This window comes from Streptomyces sp. DSM 40868, assembly GCF_011820545.1.
Classification (GTDB): Bacteria; Actinomycetota; Actinomycetes; order Streptomycetales; family Streptomycetaceae; genus Streptomyces; species Streptomyces eurythermus.
Genome location: NZ_CP050504.1, coordinates 7,250,504 through 7,273,193 on the forward strand (window position 1 = coordinate 7,250,504; position 22,690 = coordinate 7,273,193).

The following is a 22,690-nucleotide window of genomic DNA, read 5'->3' on the forward strand; positions in this document are numbered from 1 at the left end:
GCGGGCCTCACTGGCGGCTGACCGTGCGGGTGACACCGGCGATCACGGTCGTCGCCAGGATCCACCCGGTGAGCACCAGGACGTAGGCCAGCACCTGGTACCCGCCGCGCGGCGCGAACGCGGAGTCCTGCCCGAAGGAGATCACCGGCAGCAGCAGGTCGAGCGTGTAGAACACCGGGTGGAACGGCGGCGCCTCGCCCGCCTTCAGCGGACGCGGAGGGTGCAGTGCGAAGGCCAGCGAGCCGAGCGCGAGCAGCGACAGCAGCCAGCCGGCGGCGCGCAGCGGACGGAAGCCGTAGCCGACGGTGACGTCCTGGACCAGGCCCCACAGCCGCCCGTACCAGGGCAGCGTGTGGCGGTGCCGGCGCTGCTTGGCGAGCTGCACCAGCCGGGCCGCGTGATCGTCGCCGATCCGCCGGTAGGCGGCCGTCAACTGCTCGTAGGTGTGCGGGACATACCCGTCGCGCTCGCGCCGGAGCATCGGCAGCCGCCGTTCGGCCGGTTCGTGCGGGACGAGCGAGGTGTACGTCAGGTCGCCGAGCAGTACGGTCTCCGGCACCGACTCCGGTTCCAGCAGCAGGACGTCCAGCTGGGCGCGGCGCAGGTTCAGGGCGCCCTCCATGGGCGGGGCCTTGCGCAGCCACAGCTCCCCGATGGTGGAGCTGGCCGCCCGCAGCGCCGTACCGCCCGGATACGCGAGCCGGGTGTACGACAGGTCGAGCCGCCCCGCGATCCGGGCGCCGCGCAGGCCCGTCCAGCCGTGCACCTCGGCGTCCCGGACCAGCATGTCCCCTTCGACGGTGAGCGTCTCCGCGTCGAGCGCGGCGTGCCCGGGGTTGCCGAGCCGGGCCTCGTTGAGGTTCAACGACCCGGCGACACTCGCGCCGTTGAGGCGTATCTGCCCCTGGGTGCGCAGTCCCGGCGCCCACAGGTCGGCGCCGAGCACCGCCTGGTTGAGCTGGAGCACCGGCTCCTCGGCGCCGGGCGCGGCCACCTCGGCGCCCTCCAGGTACAGGCTGCCGCTGATCCGGGCGCCGCCGAGGCGGACCGTGCCGTGGCAGCGGGCGCGGGTCAGCCGCACCACCCCGTCCACGTGCACGGCGTGGGCGACCAGACCGGGCAGCACGGACTCGCTGAGGTTCAGCTCCCGCAGCCGGGCGGCGTAGCAGCGCGGGGCCTCCTCGAAGTGGCAGTGGCGCAGCCGCACCGGGTGGTCGATCGTCGCGTACTGCAGATCGAGCCGCCCGGTGATCCGGGCGCCCGCCACGCTCAGCGACGGTATCTCCCCGTCCCGGCGCTCCCCGTCGAGCAGCAGTGCCCGCAACACCCCGGCGCGTACGGTCCGTTCGGGCCCCCACCCGGCCGCGTCGGCGGGGTCCTCGTCGGCCGTCTCCCGGAAGTCCACGAACTCCCCGCGCGGGAACGCCCGCCACACCCGCTCCTCGGCCGCCGTCAGATTGTCGATCTCCACCAGCCGGACTGTGACCCGGCACCGGACCGGCTGTCAATCTCCGTCCCCGACGGCGGCCGTCACGCTACGGCCGGACGTTCCACTCCGCGATCACCGGGTGGCCGTGTTCCGTGGACAGGCGGCTGACCGTGGCCGTGGCCAGCTGGAACAGCCGGCCGTCGGCGGGCGGCAGGCCCAGCCGGCGGGCGGTGAGGACGCGCAGGAAGTGGGCGTGGGCGACGAGGACCACGTCCCCCTCGGCCAGCGCGGGCGCCACGCGGGCCAGGACCCGGTCGGCGCGGGCGCCGATCCGCGCCGGGGACTCGCCCGGGTGCCCCTCGGGACCGGGCGGGACGCCGTCGGTCCACAGGTCCCAGTCCGGGCGGGTGCGGTGGATCTCGACGGTGGTGACGCCCTCGTAACCGCCGTAGTCCCACTCGTGCAGGTCGGGATCGGGCTCGACCCCGGGTATGCCGGCCAGTTCGGCGGTGCGCAGCGCACGGCTCAGCGGGCTGGACAGCGCGCGGGCGTAGGTCCGGCCGGTGAGGAGCGGGGCGAGGGACTTGGCCTGTTCCTCGCCCCGTCCGGTCAGCGGCAGGTCGGTCCAGCTGGTGTGCTGTCCCGACCTGCTCCACTCCGTCTCACCGTGGCGGACCAGCAGCAGGTCCCCCACGGCGGGTCAGCCCTTCTTCTCGACCGCGTGGCCGCCGAACTGGTTGCGCAGCGCGGCGATCATCTTCATCTGCGGGGAGTCGTCCTGGCGCGAGGCGAACCGCGCGAAGAGGGACGCGGTGATCGCGGGCAGCGGGACGGCGTTGTCGATGGCCGCCTCCACCGTCCAGCGTCCCTCGCCGGAGTCCTCCGCGTAGCCGCGCAGGCCCTGGAGGTGCTCGTCCTCGTCGAGGGCGTTGACCGCGAGGTCCAGCAGCCAGGACCGGATGACCGTGCCTTCCTGCCAGGAGCGGAACACCTCGCGGACGTTCTCCACGGAGTGCACCTTCTCCAGCAGCTCCCAGCCCTCGGCGTAGGCCTGCATCATGGCGTACTCGATGCCGTTGTGGACCATCTTGGAGAAGTGCCCGGCGCCGACCCGGCCCGCGTGCACATAGCCGTACGGGCCCTCCGGCTTGAGCGCGTCGAAGATCGGCTGGAGCCGGTCCACGTACTCCTTCTCGCCGCCGACCATGAGCGCGTAGCCGTTCTTCAGGCCCCACACGCCGCCGGAGACACCGGCGTCGACGAAGCCGATGCCCTTGATGCCGAGCGCGGCGGCGTGCTTCTCGTCGTCCGTCCAGCGGGAGTTGCCGCCGTCGATGACGGTGTCGCCGGGGGAGAGCAGGTCGCCGAGTTCGTCGATGACGGTCTGGGTGGCGGTGCCGGCCGGGACCATCACCCACACATGGCGGGGCGCGTCGAGCTTCTCGACCAGTTCGGCGAGGCTCTTGACGTCGGAGACCTCCGGGTTGCGGTCGTAGCCGATGACGGTGTGGCCGGCGCGGCGGATCCGCTCGCGCATGTTGCCGCCCATCTTGCCGAGGCCGATGAGACCGAGCTGCATGATCAGTTCTCCGATGCGTTCTTGAGGGTGCGGTAGGCGGCGACGAGGGCCGTGCTGGACGGGTCGAGACCGGGGACGTCGGCGCCCTCGGTGAGGGCGGGTTCGACGCGCTTGGCGAGGACCTTGCCGAGCTCCACGCCCCACTGGTCGAAGGAGTCGATGTTCCACACCGCGCCCTGGACGAACACCTTGTGCTCGTAGAGCGCGATCAGCTGGCCGAGCACGGACGGGGTCAGCTCGGTGGCCAGGATGGTGGTGGTGGGGTGGTCGCCGCGGAAGGTGCGGTGCGCCACCTGCTCCTCGACGACGCCCTCCGCGCGGACCTCCTCGGCGGTCTTGCCGAAGGCCAGCGCCTGGGTCTGGGCGAAGAAGTTGGCCATCAACAGGTCGTGCTGGGCCTTGAGTTCCTCGCTGAGTTCGCCGACGGGCCGGGCGAAGCCGATGAAGTCCGCCGGGATCAGCCTGGTGCCCTGGTGGATCAACTGGTAGTAGGCGTGCTGCCCGTTGGTGCCGGGCGTGCCCCAGACCACCGGCCCGGTCCCCCAGTCCACCGGCTTGCCGTCGCGCTGCACCGACTTGCCGTTGGACTCCATGTCCAGCTGCTGGAGGTAGGCGGTGAACTTGGACAGGTAGTGCGAGTACGGCAGCACCGCGTGCGACTGGGCGTCGTGGAAGTTGCCGTACCAGATGCCCAGCAGGCCCAGCAGCAGCGGGGCGTTGGCCTCGGCGGGCGCGGTGCGGAAGTGCTCGTCCATCAGACGGAAGCCGTCGAGCATCTCCCGGAACCGGTCCGGGCCGATCGCGATCATCAGGGACAGGCCGATCGCGGAGTCGTAGGAGTAGCGCCCGCCGACCCAGTCCCAGAACTCGAACATGTTGTCCGTGTCGATGCCGAAGTCGGCGACCTTCCCGGCGTTCGTCGACAGCGCCACGAAGTGCTTCGCCACGGCCTTCTCGTCGCCGTCGAAGGCGTCCAGCAGCCAGGTACGCGCCGAGGTGGCGTTCGTGATCGTCTCGATCGTCGTGAACGTCTTGGACGCGACGATGAACAGCGTCTCCGCCGGGTCCAGGTCCCGGACCGCCTCGTGCAGGTCGGCGCCGTCCACGTTCGACACGAACCGGAAGGTCAGGTCGCGCGCGGTGTAGGGGCGCAGCGCCTCGTAGGCCATCGCGGGGCCGAGGTCGGAGCCGCCGATGCCGATGTTGACGACGTTGCGGATCGGCCGGCCGGTGTGTCCGGTCCACTCGCCGGAGCGGACCCGCTCGGCGAAGCCGGCCATCTTGTCCAGCACCGCGTGCACCTTCGGCACGACGTTCTCGCCGTCGACCTCGATCACGGCGTTGCGCGGGGCGCGCAGCGCCGTGTGCAGCACCGCCCGGTCCTCGGTGATGTTGATCCGCTCGCCGCGGAACATGGCGTCGCGCAGCGCGAACACGCCGGTGGCGGTGGCGAGTTCCTGGAGCAGGGCCAGGGTCTCGTCGGTGATCAGATGCTTGCTGTAGTCGATGTACAGGTCACCGACCCGTACGACGTACCGCTCCGCGCGGCCGGGGTCCGCCGCGAACAGCTCCCGCAGATGCGGGCGGCCCTGGGCGCGGTGGTCGGCGAGGGCCGTCCACTCGGGGCGGTGGGTGAGCTTCGGGAACTCTGCCATCTCAGGCATTCTCCTTGGGGGCCTCGCCCTGGAGGGCGATGGCGTACATCTCGTCGGCGTCGAGGCGGCGCAGCTCCTCGGCGATGAGTTCGGAGGTGGCGCGGACCTTCAGGGCGAGGGTGCGCGGCGGCTGGCCGGGCAGGGTCAGCGTGGCCAGCGGGCCCTCGGGCCGGTCCACGACGATGTCGCCGTTCGCGGTGCCGAGCCGGACGGCCGTCACGAACGGGCCGGCGCTGTGCACCCGGTCCACGGACACCTTCAGGCGGGCCTCCAGCCAGCGGGCGAGCAGCTCGGCGCTGGGGTTGTCGGCCTCCGCCTCCACGGCCGCCGAGGTCACCGGCACCCGGGCCTGGTCCAGGGCGGCGGCCAGCATCGACCGCCACAGGGTCAGCCGGGTCCAGGCCAGGTCGGTGTCGCCGGGCGCGTAGCAGCGGGCGCGGGTGTTCAGGACCTCCAGCGGCCGTTCGACGGCGTACAGGTCGGTGATCCGGCGCTGCGCGAGCGCGCCCAGCGGGTCCTTCGCCGGGGCCTCGGGGGCGTCCACCGGCCACCACACGACGACCGGGGCGTCCGGCAGCAGCAGCGGCAGCACCACCGAGTCGGCGTGGTCGGACACCTCGCCGTAGGTGCGCAGCACCACCGTCTCGCCGGTGCCGGCCTCGGAGCCGACCCGTACCTCGGCGTCCAGCCGGGAGTGGGTGCGGTCGCGCAGGGTGCGGGCGTGCCGCTTGATGACGACCAGGGTCCGCGAGGGGTGTTCGCGCGAGGCGTCCTCGGCGGCCTTGATCGAGTCGTAGGCGTTCTCCTCGTCCGTGACGATGACCATCGTCAGGACCATGCCCACGGCCGGCGTACCGATGGCGCGGCGGCCCCGCACCAACGCCTTGTTGATCTTGCTTGCCGTGGTGTCGGTCAGGTCGATCTTCATGGCCTGCGCCAGCTCCGTCCGTCTCGTGCGAGCATCTCGTCGGCTTCCCTCGGTCCCCAGCTGCCCGACGCGTACTGCGCCGGCCTGCCGTGCGCCGCCCAGTACTCCTCGATCGGGTCGAGGATCTTCCAGGACTCCTCCACTTCCTGGTGACGCGGGAAGAGGTTGGCGTCGCCGAGCAGCACGTCCAGGATGAGCCGCTCGTACGCCTCCGGGCTCGACTCGGTGAACGACTCGCCGTAGGCGAAGTCCATCGACACGTCCCGGATCTCCATCGAGGTGCCCGGCACCTTCGACCCGAACCGGACGGTCATGCCCTCGTCGGGCTGGACCCGGATGACGATGGCGTTCTGGCCCAGCTCCTCGGTGGCGGTGGAGTCGAACGGGGAGTGGGGGGCCCGCTTGAAGACCACCGCGATCTCGGTGACCCGGCGGCCCAGCCGCTTGCCGGTGCGCAGGTAGAAGGGGACGCCCGCCCAGCGGCGGTTGTCGATGCCCAGCTTGATCGCGGCGAAGGTGTCGGTCTTCGACTTGGGGTCGATGCCGTCCTCCTGGAGGTAGCCGACGACCTTCTCGCCGCCCTGCCAGCCGGCCGCGTACTGACCGCGCACGGTGTGCCGGCCCAGGTCCTCCGGCAGCCGCACCGACTTCAGCACCTTCAGCTTCTCGGTGAGCAGCGCCTCGGCGTCGAACGCGATCGGCTCCTCCATGGCGGTGAGCGCCATCAGCTGGAGCAGGTGGTTCTGGATGACGTCGCGGGCGGCGCCGATGCCGTCGTAGTAGCCGGCCCGGCCGCCGATGCCGATGTCCTCGGCCATGGTGATCTGCACGTGGTCGACGTAGGACCGGTTCCAGATCGGCTCGTACATCTGGTTGGCGAAGCGCAGCGCCAGGATGTTCTGGACGGTCTCCTTGCCGAGGTAGTGGTCGATGCGGAACACCTGGTCCGGCTCGAACACCTCGTGCACGATCGCGTTCAGCTCGCGCGCGCTGGCCAGGTCGTGGCCGAACGGCTTCTCGATGACCGCGCGGCGCCAGGAGCCCTCGGGCGGGTTCGCCAGGCCGTGCTTCTTCAGCTGCTGCACGACCTTCGGGAAGAACTTCGGCGGCACCGACAGGTAGAAGGCGAAGTTGCCGCCGGTGCCCCGGGAGGCGTCCAGCTCCTCGACGGCGTCCTTCAGCTGCTTGAAGGCGGTGTCGTCGTCGAAGTCGCCGGGGATGAACCGCATGCCCTCGGCGAGCTGCTGCCACACCTCCTCGCGGAACGGGGTACGGGCGTGCTCGCGCACCGAGTCGTGGACGACCTGCGCGAAGTCCTGGTCCTCCCACTCCCGGCGGGCGAACCCGACGAGGGAGAAGCCCGGCGGCAGCAGTCCGCGGTTGGCCAGGTCGTAGACGGCCGGCATCAGCTTCTTGCGGGACAGGTCGCCGGTCACCCCGAAGATGACCAGGCCCGACGGCCCGGCGATACGCGGCAAGCGGCGGTCGCGGGCGTCCCGCAGCGGGTTCGCCCAGTCGGCGGCCGGGATCACCGGCACGCGCACCTCTTCGGATGCCTGGGCGGCGGGGGCGTTGTCGGTCATCGGGCGTCAGCTCCCTTGCTCTTCAGGGACGTGGCGACGGCGTCCAGCAGCTCCTGCCAGGCCGCCTCGAACTTCGCGACGCCCTCGTCCTCCAGCTGCTGGACGACCTCGTCGTAGGAGATGCCGAGCCGCTCCGCGGCGGCCAGGTCGGCGCGCGCCTGTTCGTAGCCGCCGGTCACCGTGTCGCCGGTGATCTCGCCGTGGTCGGCGACGGCGTTCAGGGTGGCCTCGGGCATGGTGTTGACCGTGCCGGGCGCGACCAGCTCGTCCACGTACAGGGTGTCCTTGTACGCGGGGTCCTTCACACCGGTGGAGGCCCACAGCGGGCGCTGCTTGTTGGCGCCCGCCTCGGCGAGGGCCTGCCAGCGGCCGGAGGCGAAGACCTCCTCGTACGCCTCGTAGGCCAGCCGGGCGTTGGCGAGGGCCGCGCGGCCCTTGAGGGCCACGGCCTCGTCGGTGCCGAGGGCGGTCAGCCGCTTGTCGATCTCGCTGTCCACGCGGGAGACGAAGAAGGACGCCACCGAGTGGATGCCGGACAGGTCGATGCCGCGCTCGCGGGCCTTCTCCAGGCCGGCCAGGTAGGCGGCCATGACCTCGCGGTAGCGCTCCAGGGAGAAGATCAGGGTCACGTTGACGCTGATGCCGAGGCCGATCACCTCGGTGATCGCGGGCAGGCCGGCCTTGGTCGCCGGGATCTTGATCATCACGTTGGGCCGGTCGACCAGCCAGGCCAGCTGCTTGGCCTCGGCGACGGTGGCCTCGGTGTGGTGGGCCAGGCGGGGGTCGACCTCGATGGAGACCCGGCCGTCCCGGCCGTCGGTGGCGTCGTACACGTCCCGCAGGATGTCGGCGGCGGCGCGCACGTCGGCGGTGGTCATCATCCGCACGGCCTCGTCCACCGTGACCCCGCGCACGGCGAGGTCGGCGAGCTGCTCCTCGTAGCCCTCCCCGGAGCCGATGGCGGCCTGGAAGATCGAGGGGTTCGTGGTGACACCGACGGCGCTCCCGCTCGCCACCAGCTCGGCGAGGCTGCCCGAGGTGATCCGCTTGCGCGACAGGTCGTCCAGCCAGATGGACACGCCCTCGTCGGCGAGGCGCTTGAGGGCTCCCGGGGTCGCGATTGCTTCGGTCACTGTGCTCATCTTTCTACTTCTGCGTCGGTATCGGGCGCGGTGTGCGCCGGTTTCGGTGGTGGTCGGTGTCAGGCGCGCGCGGCGGCGAGCGACTCGCGGGCCTTCGCGGCGACGTTCTCGGGGGTGAAGCCGTACTCGGCGAACAGGGTCTTGGCGTCCGCGGAGGCACCGAAGTGCTCCAGCGAGACGACGCGTCCGGCGTCGCCCACATAGCGGTACCAGGTCAGGCCGATCCCGGCCTCGACGGCGACCCGGGCCTTCACGGTGGGCGGCAGCACCCGCTCGCGGTACTCGCGCGGCTGCTCCTCGAACCACTCCACGGACGGCATCGACACCACGCGGGTGCCGGTGCCGGCGGCCTCCAGCAGCTCCCGCGCGGCCACGGCGAGGTGCACCTCGGAGCCCGTCGCGATGATGATCACCTCCGGGACCTCCGTCGAGGACTCGCGCAGTACGTAGCCGCCCTTGGCCGCGTCCTCGTTCGGCGCGTAGACCGGCACGCCCTGGCGGGTCAGCGCGAGCCCGTGCGGGGCCGGGTGCGTGGCGTGCCTCTTCAGGATCTCGGCCCAGACGATCGCGGTCTCGTTGGCGTCGGCCGGGCGGACGACGTTCAGCCCGGGGATGGCGCGCAGCGAGGCCAGGTGCTCGACCGGCTGGTGGGTGGGGCCGTCCTCGCCGAGGCCGATGGAGTCGTGCGTCCACACGTACGTCACCGGCAGCTGCATCAGCGCCGACATCCGCACGGCGTTGCGCATGTAGTCGGAGAAGACGAGGAAGGTGCCGCCGTAGATCCGGGTGTTGCCGTGCAGGGCGATGCCGTTCATCTCCGCGGCCATGGAGAACTCGCGGATGCCGAAGTGCACGGTACGGCCGTACGGGTCGGCCTCGGGCAGCGGGTTGCCCGCGGGGAGGAAGGAGCTGGTCTTGTCGATGGTGGTGTTGTTCGAGCCGGCCAGGTCGGCGGAGCCGCCCCACAGCTCGGGGACGACGGGGCCGAGCGCCTGGAGCACCTTGCCGGAGGCGGCGCGGGTGGCGACCGACTTGCCCTCCTCGAAGACGGGCAGGGCGTCCTCCCAGCCCGCGGGCAGCTCGCCCTTGCTCACCCGGTCGAACAGCTCGGCCCGCTCCGGCTGGGCGGCGCGCCACTCGGCGATCCGCTTGTCCCAGGCCGCGTGCGCCTCGGCACCGCGGTCCAGGGCCCGGCGGGTGTGCTTCAGGACCTCGCCGGACACCTCGAAGCTCTGCTCCGGGTCGAAGCCCAGCAGGCGCTTGGTGGCGGCGATCTCCTCCTCGCCGAGCGCGGAGCCGTGGGAGGCCTCGGTGTTCCGCGCGTTCGGGGCGGGCCAGGCGATGATCGTGCGCATCGCGATGATCGAGGGCCGGCCGGTCTCGGCCTGCGCGGCCTTCAGCGCCCGGTACAGGGCGGGGGCGTCGATGTCGCCCTCGGCGGTGGGCTCGATCCGCTGGGTGTGCCAGCCGTAGGCCTCGTACCGCTTCAGCACGTCCTCGGAGAAGGCGGTCGCGGTGTCGCCCTCGATGGAGATGTGGTTGTCGTCGTAGAGGAAGACCAGGTTGCCGAGCTTCTGGTGGCCGGCCAGCGAGGACGCCTCGGCGGAGACGCCCTCCTGGAGGTCGCCGTCGGAGACGATCGCCCAGATGGTGTGGTCGAAGGGGGAGGTGCCGGCCGGGGCGTCCGGGTCGAACAGGCCGCGCTCGTAGCGGGCGGCCATCGCCATGCCGACGGCGTTGGCCACGCCCTGGCCGAGCGGGCCGGTGGTGGTCTCCACCCCGGCGGTGTGGCCGTACTCGGGGTGGCCCGGCGTCTTCGAGCCGTGCGTGCGGAACGCCTTCAGGTCGTCCAGCTCCAGCTCGTACCCGGCGAGGAACAGCTGGGTGTAGAGGGTCAGCGAGGTGTGGCCGGGGGAGAGGACGAAGCGGTCACGGCCGGTCCACTCGGGGTCCGCCGGGTCGTGACGCATCACCTTCTGAAAGATCGTGTACGCGGCAGGTGCCAGGCTCATCGCGGTGCCGGGGTGCCCGTTGCCCACCTTCTGCACGGCATCGGCCGCCAGAAGGCGAGCGGTGTCCACGGCACGCCGGTCGAGGTCGGTCCACTCGAAGTCGTCGGAGGTCTGCGTCGTCATCTTCAAGAAGTCCTCGGTGAGTGCGGGATGGCTGGCCTGACGTGTTCAAACTTAAAAGTCTGACTTTTTCGAGGAAAGGTCGGGGTGTGTCAGCCTGTGGTGAATCTGGGACAGTGATCGAACGACGGGAACGGTACGAAAAGGGCATGGCGGTCATGATGGGGCAGGATGGCGGCGGCGGAGCCGGGGACGGCGGCGGGACTGCCGGTGGCGACGGCACCGCCGGTGGCGACGGCACCGCCGGTGGCGACGACACCTCTGCTGGCGACGGGATCAGAACCTTCCCCTTCCCGGCCGAGCTGGCCGTCGGCGGCGTCGGCATGCAGATCGGCCCCATGGGCACCGACCGCACCTGGCATGCCGACGCCCCCCTGCACCGCGTCCACCGCATCGACTTCCACGTGGTCATGCTCTTCACCGGCGGCCCCGTACGGCACATGATCGACTTCGCCGAGTACGAGGCCGGCGCCGGCGACCTGCTGTGGATCCGCCCCGGACAGGTCCACCGCTTCTCCCGGGAGAGCGAGTACCGCGGAACCGTGCTGACCATGCAGCCCGGCTTTCTGCCCCGCTCCACCGTCGAGGCCACGGGCCTGTACCGCTACGACCTGCCGCCGCTGCTGCGTCCCGGCCCGGCCCAGCTCAGCGCGCTCCAGGCCGCCCTCGACCAGCTCCGCCGCGAGTACGAGGACACCGCCACGCTCCCGCTCAGCCTGCACACGGCCGTCCTGCGGCACACCCTGACCGCGTGCCTGCTGCGGCTGGCCCATCTCGCCGCCAGCTCCGCGGAAACGTCCCCGCAGCACGCCGACAGCACCTTCATCCGCTTCCGGGACGCCGTCGAGCAGGGCTTCGCCGTCAACCACAGCGTCAGCGCCTACGCCGACGCCCTCGGCTACTCCCGCCGCACCCTGGTCCGCGCCGTCCGCGCGGCCACCGGCGAGACCCCCAAGGGCTTCATCGACAAGCGCGTGATCCTGGAGGCCAAGCGCCTCCTCGCGCACACGGAGATGCCGATCGGCCGCGTCGGGGCGGCCGTGGGCTTTCCCGACGCGGCCAACTTCTCCAAGTTCTTCCATCTGCACACCGGGCAGACGCCGGTGGCCTTCCGGGCGGAGATGCGGTAGGCCGGGCGTGTCGGCCGTCGCGCGGGAGCGGGGGTCCGGTGTGCGGTGCGGGGGTTTGGGGCGCGAACGTGTGTTTCCGGCCAACCCCCCTACTCTCTATTGACTACTGATTGACCATCTCTTTACCTTCGGTGGCGATGGGTGAGCGTCAACGCCCTGGGTTGTCTGTGTGTGCAGAAACGTTACGTCTCCTACTTTCCGGAGGTTCCCCATGGACCAGCTCATCAAGCGCATGACCGAGGAATCCGTGTGGCAGCGGTGGGTCGCCCTCAACTCCGCCGAGGCGGCGAAGGACGGCTGCATCAGCGCCGCGCCCAAGAGCGGCTGCATCAGCGTCACGGCGAAGAGCGGCTGTATCTCCCGCTGATCTCCGGGCCGTTGTGCTGACACCCCGGGCTGCCGGCGTGGCCGTCGCCGCGCCGGCAGCCCTCCGCTGCCACCGCCGACACCGCCCGGAGAGCCCCCTGTGAACCGCATGCCGAGTGCCGACGTCCTGGACAAGGTGCGCGACATCCCGATCTACCGCGCCTCCGTGGAGCGGGGCCACTTCCCGATCCTGGAGAAGCCGGAGATCGCCCGGGGCTTCCCCGACAACTGGATGACCCCTCGACTGGCCCGCGCGCTGGAGACGGGAGAGGCCGAGTTCGTCCTGTCCACGGGCACCAACCACGCCCGTATGCAGATCATCCGGCCGCCCTACTTCCTGCTCCGCTCCTACTACCGCCTGTGGCAGGAACACCCCGAGCTCGGCGCCTCCTGGCACGCCGGGGCCCGGCGGGTCTCGCTGACCACCGTGCTGGCCACCGAGCACGTGGCCCGTGTCAACGCCCGCAGGCCCGGCGCGACCCCCGGTGAACGCTGGCTCGACGACCGCACGCTGTACCTCAACCGCCGCCTGGACCCGGCCGACTGGGAGCGCGAGGACGTCGAGCGCATGCTCGGCGAGATCCGGGAGGTGGCCGGCGCCCACCCCGACGGCGCCTACCTCCTGGACTGCTCCGGCTACCACCTGGCCCACCTGGTCCGCAAAGTCTCCGCCTGGGGCCTGTGGGACCGCTTCCCCCGCCCGGCGGGCATCGTCCACGCCTACGAGTACACACCGCTCAACGTCCGCGCCTATCTGCGGTCCCACTTCGACTGCCCCGTGGTCGACCTCTTCGGCAGCACCGAACTCGGCTACCTCTTCTACAGCGACGCCGAGGGCCGCTACCGGCCGTACCTCACGGACATGAGCGTCGAGCTGATCCCGGTGGCGCCGGGCAGCGGCATCCACAGCCTCATCGTCACCAGCGTCCGCAACCCGTACATGCCGCTGGTCCGCTACCGCTCCGGCGACTGCGTGCGCACCCGCGACGGCAGCACCGACCCGGAGCGGATCGTCTCCTTCTGCGGCCGGGAGAAGGAACTCCTGCCCACCCCCCAAGGGCCCGTCGCCCAGGCCGACCTCGACAGCCTCATCACCGGCGTCAGCGACCGCGTCTTCCTGCACCACCTGAGGCTGACCGGCGACGACACCTGCCTGCTGGCCTACACCACCTTCGACGACGTACCGCTCACGCCCGACGAGACCGCCCGGCTCGCCGCCGACGTCACGGCCCTGACCGGGCGCTCCTGCCAGGTGGAGCACCGCGCCCGCCTGCCGATCGGGCGCTCCGGCAAGTACGCCTGGCTGTCCGCGCCCGACCCGTCCTGACCCGCCCTCACGGCGGCGCCCCCCTTACCCGGCCCGGCCACGACCCCGACAGGAATCCCATGCCCACGTCCGCAGCGCCCGCCCTCTCCGGCGGCGCCACCGAACAGGCCCCCACTGCCGAGGAGTTGCTCGGCCCCGCCCTGCACGAGGAGGTGGTCCGGCACTTCCTGGCCAAGCCCGGCAGCCCCACCGAGGACGTCGTCCGGCACCAGGTCCGCGAGTGCCTGCGCTACCTGTACCTGGTCTCCCGCCACCCCGACCGGCTCGGCGGCCTCTTCCTCCCCGTCGAGCAGGACATCGACGAGATCTGGCACTACCTCATCCTGCAGACCCGCGAGTACCGGGAACTGTGCGAACAGCGGCTGCCCGGCGCCCGCTTCATCCACCACCGCAGCATCTCCTACGACGCCTACCAGGAAGCGCCCGGGCGGGCCACGGCCGCCGAGGAGGCGCTGCGCTGGATCCCCCTCTACACGGCCGCGTTCGGCCCCTTCGACGAGGACGCCGTGCCGCACTGGACGATCGTGCGGTTCCTGCGCGACGAACTCGGCCTGTCCCTGGCGGAGATCGCGACCCTGGCCGAGGACGCGGCGGCCTCAGGGGAGTCCGCCGGGTCAGGGGGGCCGGGTGGTGTGGTGGTCTCCGGGGGTCCGGCCGGGACGCGGGGCTCGGACGGCGTGGCGGTCTCCGGGGGTTCGGCGGGGTCACGGGGGTCCGACGGTGCGGCGGTCTCCGGGGAGTCCGCCGGGACACCGGGGCGGGACGGCGTGGCGGCCCCGGTGCGGTCGGGCGCATGACCCGGACGGCCCCGGTGCCCGCGACGGCGGACGCCTCCCGGGCGCCGGGCCGCGCGCTGACGGTGCTCGTCGTCTCCCAGGTGCTCGGCGGTGCCGGCACGGCGGCCGGCATCACGGTCGGCGCCCTGCTCGCCCAGGACCTGTTCGATTCCACGAGCCTGTCGGGGCTGCCGGTCGCGCTGTTCACCATCGGCGCGGCCCTCGGCGCCGCGGCCCTCGGGCGGGTCTGCCAGCACCACGGGCGCCGCGTCGGGCTGGCGCTCGGCAACGGCGTGGCCGCCGCCGGCAGCGCGGGAGTGGTCGCGGGGGCCGCGGCCCACCGGCCCGCCCTGCTGCTGGCCGCGCTCTTCGTGTACGGGGCGGGTACGGCCACGGGGCTGCTCGCGCGCTACGCCGGCGCCGAGCTGGCCCCGCCCGGTCAAGGCGGCCGGGCCACCGGCACCGTACTGGTCGCCATGACCCTGGGCGCGGTGGCGGGCCCGAACCTCGTGGGCCCCACCGGCGCGCTCGCCCACGCCTGGGGCATCCCCCGGCTGGCCGGACCGTTCCTGCTGGCGACGGCCGCCTACACCGCGGCGGCCGTGGTGCTGCTGGTGTGGCTGCGCCCCCTGCCGGCCCGGCCGGAACCGGCCGCGAAAAGTCCCGGCGGGGAGCCGGCGTCCGGTGCCGGGCCGCACGGGCCGGTGCGCGGCGCCTCCGGGGTCGTCACCGGTGCCACCGTGATGGTCACCGCCCAGCTCGTGATGATCTCCGTGATGACCATGACGCCGGTGCACCTGACCGGCCACGGACACGGAACGCAGACCGCAGGTCTGGTCATCGCCCTGCACGTGGGCGCGATGCTCCTGCCGTCACCGCTCAGCGGCCTGCTCGCGGACCGGGTGGGCGGCGGGCCCCTGGCGGCCGCGTCCGGTGGCGTCCTGCTGTGCGGCGGCCTGCTCGCGGGCCTCGCCCCGCCGGCCTCCGTCGCCCTGTCGGCCTGTGCGCTCGTCCTCCTCGGCATCGGCTGGAACCTCGCTCTGATCGGCGGCACCGCCCTGCTCACGCACGCCGCCCCCGTTGAGATCCGGGCCACGGTGCAGGGCCTGGCGGACGTGGGCATGTCCGTGGCGGGCGCGACGGGCGGCATGGTGTCGGGCCTGGTGGTGACGGGCAGCGGTTACCCGACCCTGGCGGTGGCGGCCGGAGTCCTCGCCCTGGCGGTGATCCCCGCGGTGGCGCTGCGCGGCTCACCCCGGTGACGACCAGCGAGCCCGTACCGCTCGGACCCCGCCCGGAGGCGCGCCGGGCCGACCGCCCCCGAAGAGCCGACCGGCCAACCCGGTGGGTCGGCCGGCCAGCCGGGTGGCGTCGGTCGGCCAAGCGGGGCAGGCCGGGACTGGCGGAACCGGGAAGCCAGGGTCGGCGGGCCGGGAAGCCGCCGTCCGGTGGTGCCCCGTTGTCACCGGAGCCGTCGCGCCGTCCGGTGCGGCGGTGGGGGGTGTCGTGGCAGGTGCCGGCGCAGCCACCGCAGAGGGTGGCGGGCGAGGACCCGGACCGCCGGGCGCGGGGCCGAAGGGCCGGGCGAGGCGCGGGGGATGACGGTGCAGGTGCCCTTCGCCTCCATGACGCAGACGGGACCGCTCCCGGCCCCGGTCCGCCAGTCGACGCGGACGGTCACGGGCCGTGGCGGGTCGCCGGGCAGTTCCGCGGTCAGCTCGATCACGCGCTCACGGTGACCGCGCCGGTGCCGGGCGGCCACCACCTTGCCGTCGACCAGGACCTCCGTGGGTTCCCGCGCGGTGCCGGTCCGCACGGTGACCGAATGCCCCTCCCGGTCGAGGTGGAAGCGGTGGTCACGGGTCATGGGCCACCTCCTCGGACCCGGCTCGCGCCTCAGTGGCGTATGCGCCCGGCCCTTCTGTCCCGGGCGCCGCGCAGTCGGCCGATGAGCTCAGCCTCCGAGACGTACTCCGGGCATCGGGGGTTGTGGCAGGGACCGGCCGTCCAGACCGGTATGAAGACGCCGAAGCTCTTGTGGCGCTCCACGACGGTGTCCACCGGCTGTTTGCACGAGCCGCAGACGAATTCCGACGTGCGCGTCCGGTGTTTCTGTTCGCCCCTCATGCCCGCCATTTTACTGTCTCTTGGTGATACTTTGCCATCACTTTAAAGAGTGACTTCGCTGGGCGCGCCCGGTGCGCACGGCTCTGCGGCGCCGCAGGTGTCCTCGGCCGTCCCTCAGGCGCCCTCGGTCGTTCCTCATGTGTCGTGGGGCGGGTCCGGCCCGGGAGTGTGCGAGCCGCCGTCGGCCGAGCCGCCCCCGTCGGCGGCGGACGCGGATTCCGCAGGCGCCTCCGGGTGCGCCGGAGGAGGGGCTCCGGGCGGCGGCGGGCGCAGCAGGCTGAGGCCGACGGACACGGCCAGGACGATGGCGATGACGGCGAGGCTGAGCAGCGAGGGGATTTCGGGCACGGCGCTGCTGATCGTCTTGTGCGAGGCCTGGAGGACGAGTTTGACGCCGATGAAGGCGAGGATGAGAGCCAGGCCCTTGCTGAGGTAGTGGAAGCGGTCGAGCAGGCCGGCGAGCATGAAGTACAGCGCGCGCAGGCCGAGGATGGCGAAGGCGTTGCTGGTGTAGACGATGAACGCGTCGTTGCTGACGGCCAGCACGGCGGGCACGCTGTCGACGGCGAAGACGATGTCGGCGGCCTCGATCGCGGCGACGACGGCCAGCAGCGGGGTGGCGACGTGCTTGCCGGCCTCCTTCACGAAGAAGTGCGTGCCTGCGTACTCGTCCCGGACGGGGACCACCTTGCGCAGCAGGCGTACGGCGATGCTCTTGCCGGGATCGAAACTGTCGTCCTCCTCCCGGAGGATCTTGTACGTGCTGTAGAAGAGGACGGCCGCGAAGACGAACAGGACTGCCGTGAAGCGGCTCACCACGGCCACGCCCGCGGCGAGGAAGATGCCGCGGAAGACCAGGGCGCCGAGGACGCCGAGGAACAGCACCCGGTGCTGATAGGCCCGCGGCACCCTGAAGTACCCGAAGATCAGCGCGAAGACGAACAGGTTGTCGACCGACAGGCTCTTCTCCAGCAGCCACGCGGTCGTGTACTCCACGCCGGCGGTCGTCCCGACCACGAGGAAGACGACCGCGCCGAAGACGATGGCCAGGCCGACCCAGACCACGCTCCAGGCGGCGGCCTCGCGGAAATGGATGACATGGGCGTGGCGGTGCGCGAGCAGGTCCACGGCCAGCGACACCAGTACGGTGACGGCGAAGACCAGCCAGAGCCACAGCGGCACACTGTGCACGGTTCCGCCCCTTCCGGCGCGACGGACCGGTCATCTCTCGGGAGGCCGGTCATTTCTCGGGAGACCGGTCATCTCTTCCGAGTCTGAGGGATGCGGCAACGGCTGTCCTCTCGGCGGGTCGCGTGCGGCCGTCACCGGCGGCCGGCCGGTGGCCCGCCCGTCCGGCCGCCGGTCTGCTACAAGGGTGCGGCAGGGAAGCAGGGTGCCGGAGCGGAGAAGGGTGCGGGCGTGAAGCTGACGATTCTGGGCGGTGGCGGGTTCCGGGTGCCGCTGGTGTACGGCGCGCTGCTGGCCGACCACGGCGAGGGGCGGGTCACCGAGGTGGTGCTGCACGATCTGGACGACCGTCGGCTGCGGGCGGTGTCCCGGGTGCTGGCGGAGCAGGCCGAGGGGGTTCCCGACGCGCCCGTGGTGTCCGCCACCACCGACCTCGACGAGGCCCTGCGCGGCGCCGGTTTCGTCTTCTCCGCGATCCGCGTCGGCGGTCTTCGGGGCCGGGCGGAGGACGAGCGGATCGCGCTCGCGGCGGGGGTGCTGGGCCAGGAGACCGTCGGCGCGGGCGGCATCGCCTACGGACTGCGCACGGTTCCCGTCGCCGTGGACATCGCCCGGCGGGTGGCCCGGCTCGCCCCGGACGCCTGGGTCATCAACTTCACCAACCCGGCCGGCCTGGTCACCGAGGCCATGGCCCGCCATCTCGGTGACCGGGTCATCGGCATCTGCGACTCGCCGGTGGGCCTCGGCCGTCGCATCGCCCGGGTCCTCGGCGCCGACCCGAAGCACGCCTTCGTCGACTACGTCGGCCTCAACCACCTCGGCTGGGTGCGCGCCCTGCGCGTCGCCGGACGCGACGAACTGCCCCGGCTGCTCGGCGATCCCGCGCTGCTCGGCTCCTTCGAGGAAGGCCGGCTGTTCGGCGCCGACTGGCTGCGCTCGCTCGGCGCGATTCCCAACGAGTACCTGCACTACTACTACTTCAACCGGGAGACCGTCCGCGCCTACCAGCGGGCCGAGCGGACCCGCGGCGCCTTCCTGCGCGACCAGCAGGCCCGCTTCTACGCCGAGGCGGCCGACCCGGGCGTCTCCGCCCTGCGCGCCTGGGACCGTACCCGCGCCGAGCGGGAGGCGACCTACATGGCGGAGAACCGGGAGAGCGCCGGCGCCGGCGAACGCGAGGAGGAGGACCTGTCCGGCGGCTACGAGAAGGTCGCGCTCGCCCTGATGCGGGCCATCGCCCGGGACGAACGGGCCACGCTGATCCTCAACGTCCGCAACCGCTCGACCCTCCACGTCCTCGACGCGGACGCCGTCGTCGAGGTCCCGTGCCTGGTGGACGCGGGCGGCGCGCACCCCCTGGCCGCGGATCCGCTGCCCGGTCACGCCACCGGTCTGGTGTGCGCGGTGAAGGACGTCGAGCGGCAGGTGCTGTCCGCGGCGGAGTCGGGCTCCCGCGCCACCGCCGTCAAGGCGTTCGCCCTGCACCCGCTGGTGGACTCCGTGAACATCGCCCGCCGGCTGGTGGAGGAGTACGCCGCCGCGCACCCCGGGCTGGGGTATCTGAAGTAGCGAGCCGACGGATATTCTCCGCGGCGGTCGGCGGTTCTGCCCCGTGAGTGAGCCGGTATTTCTACCCCTTGAAAACTCCGCCCGAGCCGGGTGACGCTGCTGGAGGAGAGTAATCAGGGGGCGTGCCGGCGGGTGACAGCGGCCATGACGGTCTCTGCTCGGCTTTTCACTCAAGGATGGGAACAACTGATGAAGAAGCAGATCGCGGCGACCGCCGTAGTGGGCATGGTGCTCGCCGGAGGGATTTCCATTGCCGCCTCCTCGACCGATGCAGCTCCCGCACGGAAAGACATAACGTGCACCGCGTCGCAGTTCGCCGGCGGTCGGATCGCGATATCGGGAAGGGGATTCCCGGACGGTGAGACGGTTACCGCGAGAAATTCCGCAGGGGCGTCGGTGGGTACGTTCACCACGACACCCGGCGGCTTCTTCGAATTCACCGGGCTTCCGAACGACACCTACACGGTGACGTCCAAATTCGGCAAGGTGACCTGCGCGAAGCTCGCCGATCCGGGCGGCCGGGGCGGTCAACAGCAGCAACAGCAGGGCGGCCGAGGCGGTCAGCAACAGCAGGGGGGCAGGGGCGGTCAGCAGCAACAGCAGCAGCAGCAGCAACAGCAGCAACAGCAACAGCAGCAACAGCAGCAACAGCAGCAACAGCAGCAGCAGCAACAACAGCAGCAGCAACAACAACAACAGCAGCAGCAACAACAGCAGCAGCAACAGCAGCAGCAGCAACAGCAGCAGCAGGGCGGTGGGGGCGGTCAGCAACAGCAGGGCGGCGGGGGCGGTCAGCAGCAACAGCAACAGGGCGATGGAGGCGGTCAGCAGCAGCAGGGCGGCGGGGGCGGTCAGCAGCAACAGCAACAGGGCTGACGGGCGACGCGTCCGCCTTCCCGGTCACCGGCCCCGGCCTCCGTACGGAGACGCCGGGGCCGTCGTCCGCCCGGGCGCGGAACGGGCTCCGTGCGCCCGGCTGGCCCACTGGGCGTGCCGTGGCACGGGACTGTGGCCACTCTGGGATCCGACGGCATGACGGCCGGCCGTTGACCCCGTCGCCCGCCGCGTGGCGGTCCGCTACGCCCTGGAGCCCGTATGGACGCACCCGAGACCCCCATCAGCGTCATCTGCGACTGCCCGCTGATCGCCCACGGCCTGACGCATGTGATCGACCCCGAACCGGATCTGCGGATCGTGGCCTCGGTCAGGAAGGTGGGCGACTACCGCGATCAGGGCAACCACGGCGAGGTCGTCCTGCTGAACGTCCAGCTGTCCACCTGGGAGACGTCCAGCGTCGTCTCCCGGCTGCACCGCAGGGGACACGCGGTCGTCGTGCTGGCGTTCTCCGAGAAACAGTCGGACGCCGTGCTGTGCATCGAGGCGGGGGCCCGCGGTTATCTGGGCCACAGAATCGGGGAAACGGAATTGCTGACGGCCATCCGTGCCGTGGCCTCCGGGAGCAGTTATTTCTCCGCCGACCTCGACGGCCGGGTCCTGCCCGCGCCGCCGCCTCGTCTCACCGACCGGGAGCGGCAAATTCTACGGCTGCTCGCCGACGGCGCCACGGACCGGGAAATCGCGGTCACGCTGAACATCACCGAGAACACGGTGCACTCGCATCTGGACCGGCTGCGCAGCAAGAGCGGATTTCATCGCCGGGCGGATCTGACCCGGCTGGCGTTGCGGTACGGCCTGACCGGTGAATGAGAACGAGGAGGAAAGGGGTCGTTCTGCCCCTTGCCGTCCGGCCGGCGCCGGGAAACCGTATGCGACCGACACCCGCACCCCTCCTGGAAATGCCATGCGACCTCCTGATGCCGAGGTGCTGCCGAAGGAGCCGCCGGACCCGGGGGACCGCTCGCCGGGTGGCCGCGCCGACGGCCCGGGAGGGCTGTCCGGTCTCTCGCCGGTCTCACGGTGGGTCATCGCGCTCACGGCGGTGGCCGTGGTGGTCGGGGCCGCCGTGCACCTGGCGGTGGTCTTCCTCGCCATCGCGCCCCCGAACCACCTCTCCCAGCGGCACGCCGCCGGCATCAGCCGGTACCTCGGCCCGGAGTTCGCCCAGCAGTGGAAACTCTTCGCCCCCAACCCGTCGACGGCGAACACCCATGTGCACGCCCGCGCACAGGTCGAGATGCCCGACGGAAGCCTCTCCACCACCCGGTGGCTGGACCTGACCGCGAAGGACGAGACCCGGATCGCGCACCATCCGCTGCCCGGCCAGGCGTACCAGAACCAACTGCGCGTCGCCTGGAACAACTTCATCGAATCGCTCGACAGCCAGGGCCGCCCCACCGGCCTGTACGGCAGCCTCATGCGGCAGTACCTGGTGCGCATCGCCGTCCGGCGACTCGGCCCGCGGGCCGACGGCGGCACCGTACGCCGCGTCCAGCTGCGTTCGGCCGTCACACCGGTGCCGGCGCCCCCGTGGAGCTACCAGTACGTCGACACCAGGACGAGCTACCTAGTCCAGCCGTGGTGGATCGTCAGGGCGGAGGACGCCGGATGACCGCATACCCCTCGACGCCGCCCGGCCGTCCCTCCGGACCACCCGGTCCGGCCCCGCTGTCGCGCGGTTTCGCCTCGGCCGTGCGGCGCGGTCTCGCGCGGATCGCCGCCGAGCCCTTCGCGCCGTACCAGGCCGCCGTCCTCCGGATCGGCCTCGCGCTGACCTGGCTCGCCCTGCTGCTGCGCGAATGGGTGGACCGGGCCGAGCTGTACGGACCGGACGGCCCGTGGAGCTGGGACATGGCCCGGCAGTGGAACGCCACGACCCACGCCTTCACCGTCCTGCTGTGGTACGACGGCCGGCCGTGGTTCGAGGCCGTCTACGCGGCGGCGGTCGCCGCGTCGGTGATGCTGCTCCTCGGCTGGCGGACCCGGACCGCCTCACTGCTCTTCATGATCGCCGTGATGGCGGTCCAGAACCGCAACCCCTTCGTGGGCAACGGCGGTGACAACCTCCTCCACATCATGGCGGTCTACCTGGTGTTCACCCGCTGCGGCGCGGTCTGGTCGCTGGACGCCCGCCGGGCCGCGAAAGGCCGGGACCACGACGCCGACGCGACCGGGATCGTCCTGTGGGTGTGCTGCGCCGCCTTACTCGCCCTGGTCACCGGGCTGGGACGACTCGGCGCGGGCTGGGCGTGGCTGCTCCGGGCCTTCCTCGCGGCGCACCTGGTGGGGTGGCTGGTGCGGCGCCGCGCCCCGGGGGAGCCGCGCACCGTCCTGACCATGGCCGGCAACGTGGTGCACGCCGGGGCGATGCTCGTCATCGCGGTCCAGATCTGCCTGATCTACTCGTCCTCCGGCTGGTACAAGATCCAGGGATCCCTCTGGCAGGAGGGCACGGCGCTGTACTACGCGCTGCACATCGGCAACGTCACGCCGTGGCCCGCGCTGTCCCGGGCCGTCGCCGGCCACAGCCTGGTCGTCCTGTTGCTGACCTACGGCACGGTCATCGCCGAGGTCGCCTTCCCCTTCCTGCTGCTCAACCGTCGCACCCGCACCGCGATCGTGATGGTCATGATGGGGATGCACGCGGGGATCGGGACGCTGCTCGGCCTGCCGTTCTTCTCGCTGGCGATGATCGTGGCGGACGCGGTCTTCCTGCCGGCCTCCGTACTGCGCCGGCTGGGCGACCGCGTGACCCGCACGGCCCGCCGGACGCGAGCCGCCCTGCTCCGCCCGATCCGCGCACCGGCCGACTGAGAAGCCCCGACGACGCACCCGGCGGCCGGGAAGCCCGGACGGTGCACC

General features: G+C 71.8%; 20 protein-coding genes and 1 pseudogene. 10 read left to right on the top strand and 11 right to left on the bottom strand.

Annotated features, from left to right (window positions below):
- Positions 1–7 precede the first annotated feature (7 nt).
- The 8 genes from HB370_RS32835 to tkt form a co-directional block, all read right to left on the bottom strand.
- Positions 8–1,471 (bottom strand): hypothetical protein, encoded by a 1,464-nt coding sequence (locus HB370_RS32835; protein WP_030788904.1) that lies wholly within the window; start codon positions 1,469–1,471, stop codon positions 8–10.
- A gap of 64 nt (positions 1,472–1,535) precedes the next feature.
- Positions 1,536–2,123: a histidine phosphatase family protein gene (locus HB370_RS32840; protein ID WP_030788901.1), complete on the bottom strand. Its 588-nt coding sequence runs from the start codon at positions 2,121–2,123 to the stop codon at positions 1,536–1,538.
- Between the two features lie 6 nt (positions 2,124–2,129).
- Positions 2,130–3,008, bottom strand: coding sequence for a phosphogluconate dehydrogenase (NAD(+)-dependent, decarboxylating) (gene gnd, locus HB370_RS32845; protein WP_030788898.1), 879 nt, complete (start codon positions 3,006–3,008; stop codon positions 2,130–2,132).
- A gap of 2 nt (positions 3,009–3,010) precedes the next feature.
- Positions 3,011–4,663, bottom strand: coding sequence for a glucose-6-phosphate isomerase (gene pgi, locus HB370_RS32850; RefSeq protein ID WP_167513055.1), 1,653 nt, complete (start codon positions 4,661–4,663; stop codon positions 3,011–3,013).
- 1 nt (position 4,664) lies between these two features.
- Positions 4,665–5,591 (bottom strand): glucose-6-phosphate dehydrogenase assembly protein OpcA, encoded by a 927-nt coding sequence (gene opcA, locus HB370_RS32855; RefSeq protein WP_030788895.1) that lies wholly within the window; start codon positions 5,589–5,591, stop codon positions 4,665–4,667.
- Positions 5,588–7,174 carry a glucose-6-phosphate dehydrogenase gene (zwf, locus tag HB370_RS32860; protein WP_167513056.1) on the bottom strand — a complete coding sequence of 529 codons (1,587 nt, stop codon included), beginning with the start codon at positions 7,172–7,174 and terminating at the stop codon, positions 5,588–5,590. The genes opcA and zwf overlap by 4 nt, the downstream gene beginning before the upstream one ends.
- Positions 7,171–8,316, bottom strand: coding sequence for a transaldolase (gene tal, locus HB370_RS32865; RefSeq protein ID WP_030788889.1), 1,146 nt, complete (start codon positions 8,314–8,316; stop codon positions 7,171–7,173). Before tal ends, zwf begins: the two co-directional genes overlap by 4 nt.
- Positions 8,317–8,375: 59 nt before the next feature.
- Positions 8,376–10,451, bottom strand: coding sequence for a transketolase (gene tkt / locus HB370_RS32870; RefSeq protein ID WP_167513057.1), 2,076 nt, complete (start codon positions 10,449–10,451; stop codon positions 8,376–8,378).
- Positions 10,452–10,597: 146 nt separating this feature from the next.
- Here tkt and HB370_RS32875 point away from each other — a divergent pair, with 146 nt between their 5' ends.
- From HB370_RS32875 to HB370_RS32895, 5 genes and pseudogenes are all read left to right on the top strand, one after another.
- Positions 10,598–11,578, top strand: a complete 981-nt coding sequence (locus tag HB370_RS32875; protein WP_030788887.1) for an AraC family transcriptional regulator — start codon at positions 10,598–10,600, stop codon at positions 11,576–11,578.
- 211 nt (positions 11,579–11,789) lie between these two features.
- Positions 11,790–11,945, top strand: a complete 156-nt coding sequence (locus HB370_RS32880) for a hypothetical protein (protein WP_167345763.1) — start codon at positions 11,790–11,792, stop codon at positions 11,943–11,945.
- 99 nt (positions 11,946–12,044) lie between these two features.
- The gene (locus tag HB370_RS32885; RefSeq protein ID WP_106980755.1) at positions 12,045–13,271 is read left to right on the top strand and encodes a hypothetical protein; all 1,227 of its coding nucleotides are present in this window, start codon (positions 12,045–12,047) and stop codon (positions 13,269–13,271) included.
- A 59-nt stretch (positions 13,272–13,330) separates the two neighbouring features.
- Positions 13,331–13,849 (top strand): annotated as a pseudogene (locus tag HB370_RS32890) (hypothetical protein); the annotation flags it as partial.
- Positions 13,850–14,064: 215 nt separating this feature from the next.
- A complete protein-coding gene (locus HB370_RS32895) occupies positions 14,065–15,309 on the top strand; it encodes an MFS transporter (protein WP_030788880.1) in 1,245 nt (414 codons plus the stop codon).
- Positions 15,310–15,509: 200 nt separating this feature from the next.
- Here the strand turns inward: HB370_RS32895 and HB370_RS32900 are convergent, their stop codons facing one another.
- The 3 genes from HB370_RS32900 to HB370_RS32910 all read right to left on the bottom strand — a co-directional run bounded on the left by HB370_RS32900 (position 15,510) and on the right by HB370_RS32910 (position 17,365).
- Positions 15,510–15,914, bottom strand: coding sequence for a hypothetical protein (locus HB370_RS32900; protein ID WP_037702650.1), 405 nt, complete (start codon positions 15,912–15,914; stop codon positions 15,510–15,512).
- Positions 15,915–15,943: 29 nt separating this feature from the next.
- A complete protein-coding gene (locus HB370_RS32905) occupies positions 15,944–16,174 on the bottom strand; it encodes a hypothetical protein (RefSeq protein WP_063766440.1) in 231 nt (76 codons plus the stop codon).
- A gap of 135 nt (positions 16,175–16,309) precedes the next feature.
- Positions 16,310–17,365, bottom strand: a complete 1,056-nt coding sequence (locus HB370_RS32910) for a TerC family protein (RefSeq protein WP_037702646.1) — start codon at positions 17,363–17,365, stop codon at positions 16,310–16,312.
- Between the two features lie 228 nt (positions 17,366–17,593).
- Between HB370_RS32910 and HB370_RS32915 the strand changes: the two genes are divergently transcribed.
- From HB370_RS32915 to HB370_RS32935, 5 genes are all read left to right on the top strand, one after another.
- The gene (locus HB370_RS32915; protein WP_030788872.1) at positions 17,594–18,931 is read left to right on the top strand and encodes a 6-phospho-beta-glucosidase; all 1,338 of its coding nucleotides are present in this window, start codon (positions 17,594–17,596) and stop codon (positions 18,929–18,931) included.
- Positions 18,932–19,120: 189 nt separating this feature from the next.
- Positions 19,121–19,807 carry a hypothetical protein gene (locus HB370_RS41420; RefSeq protein WP_051816037.1) on the top strand — a complete coding sequence of 229 codons (687 nt, stop codon included), beginning with the start codon at positions 19,121–19,123 and terminating at the stop codon, positions 19,805–19,807.
- A gap of 219 nt (positions 19,808–20,026) precedes the next feature.
- Positions 20,027–20,638: a response regulator transcription factor gene (locus HB370_RS32925; RefSeq protein WP_030788869.1), complete on the top strand. Its 612-nt coding sequence runs from the start codon at positions 20,027–20,029 to the stop codon at positions 20,636–20,638.
- Positions 20,639–20,732: 94 nt separating this feature from the next.
- Positions 20,733–21,440, top strand: a complete 708-nt coding sequence (locus HB370_RS32930; protein ID WP_244405723.1) for a DUF5819 family protein — start codon at positions 20,733–20,735, stop codon at positions 21,438–21,440.
- Positions 21,437–22,642 (top strand): HTTM domain-containing protein, encoded by a 1,206-nt coding sequence (locus HB370_RS32935; RefSeq protein WP_051816036.1) that lies wholly within the window; start codon positions 21,437–21,439, stop codon positions 22,640–22,642. Before HB370_RS32930 ends, HB370_RS32935 begins: the two co-directional genes overlap by 4 nt.
- Positions 22,643–22,690 lie beyond the last annotated feature (48 nt).

What these genes read in the sequence shown, in the direction of transcription:
- opcA (WP_030788895.1), bottom strand. Translation starts at nt 5,591, where the DNA reads ATGAAGATCGACCTGACCGACACCACGGCAAGCAAGATCAACAAGGCG.
- pgi (WP_167513055.1), bottom strand. Translation starts at nt 4,663, where the DNA reads ATGGCAGAGTTCCCGAAGCTCACCCACCGCCCCGAGTGGACGGCCCTC.
- tkt (WP_167513057.1), bottom strand. Translation starts at nt 10,451, where the DNA reads ATGACGACGCAGACCTCCGACGACTTCGAGTGGACCGACCTCGACCGG.
- HB370_RS32880 (WP_167345763.1), top strand. Translation starts at nt 11,790, where the DNA reads ATGGACCAGCTCATCAAGCGCATGACCGAGGAATCCGTGTGGCAGCGG.
- gnd (WP_030788898.1), bottom strand. Translation starts at nt 3,008, where the DNA reads ATGCAGCTCGGTCTCATCGGCCTCGGCAAGATGGGCGGCAACATGCGC.
- HB370_RS32900 (WP_037702650.1), bottom strand. Translation starts at nt 15,914, where the DNA reads ATGACCCGTGACCACCGCTTCCACCTCGACCGGGAGGGGCATTCGGTC.
- HB370_RS32930 (WP_244405723.1), top strand. Translation starts at nt 20,733, where the DNA reads ATGCGACCTCCTGATGCCGAGGTGCTGCCGAAGGAGCCGCCGGACCCG.
- HB370_RS32935 (WP_051816036.1), top strand. Translation starts at nt 21,437, where the DNA reads ATGACCGCATACCCCTCGACGCCGCCCGGCCGTCCCTCCGGACCACCC.
- HB370_RS41420 (WP_051816037.1), top strand. Translation starts at nt 19,121, where the DNA reads ATGAAGAAGCAGATCGCGGCGACCGCCGTAGTGGGCATGGTGCTCGCC.
- HB370_RS32875 (WP_030788887.1), top strand. Translation starts at nt 10,598, where the DNA reads ATGGCGGTCATGATGGGGCAGGATGGCGGCGGCGGAGCCGGGGACGGC.
- HB370_RS32925 (WP_030788869.1), top strand. Translation starts at nt 20,027, where the DNA reads ATGGACGCACCCGAGACCCCCATCAGCGTCATCTGCGACTGCCCGCTG.
- HB370_RS32895 (WP_030788880.1), top strand. Translation starts at nt 14,065, where the DNA reads ATGACCCGGACGGCCCCGGTGCCCGCGACGGCGGACGCCTCCCGGGCG.
- HB370_RS32905 (WP_063766440.1), bottom strand. Translation starts at nt 16,174, where the DNA reads ATGAGGGGCGAACAGAAACACCGGACGCGCACGTCGGAATTCGTCTGC.
- zwf (WP_167513056.1), bottom strand. Translation starts at nt 7,174, where the DNA reads ATGACCGACAACGCCCCCGCCGCCCAGGCATCCGAAGAGGTGCGCGTG.
- tal (WP_030788889.1), bottom strand. Translation starts at nt 8,316, where the DNA reads ATGAGCACAGTGACCGAAGCAATCGCGACCCCGGGAGCCCTCAAGCGC.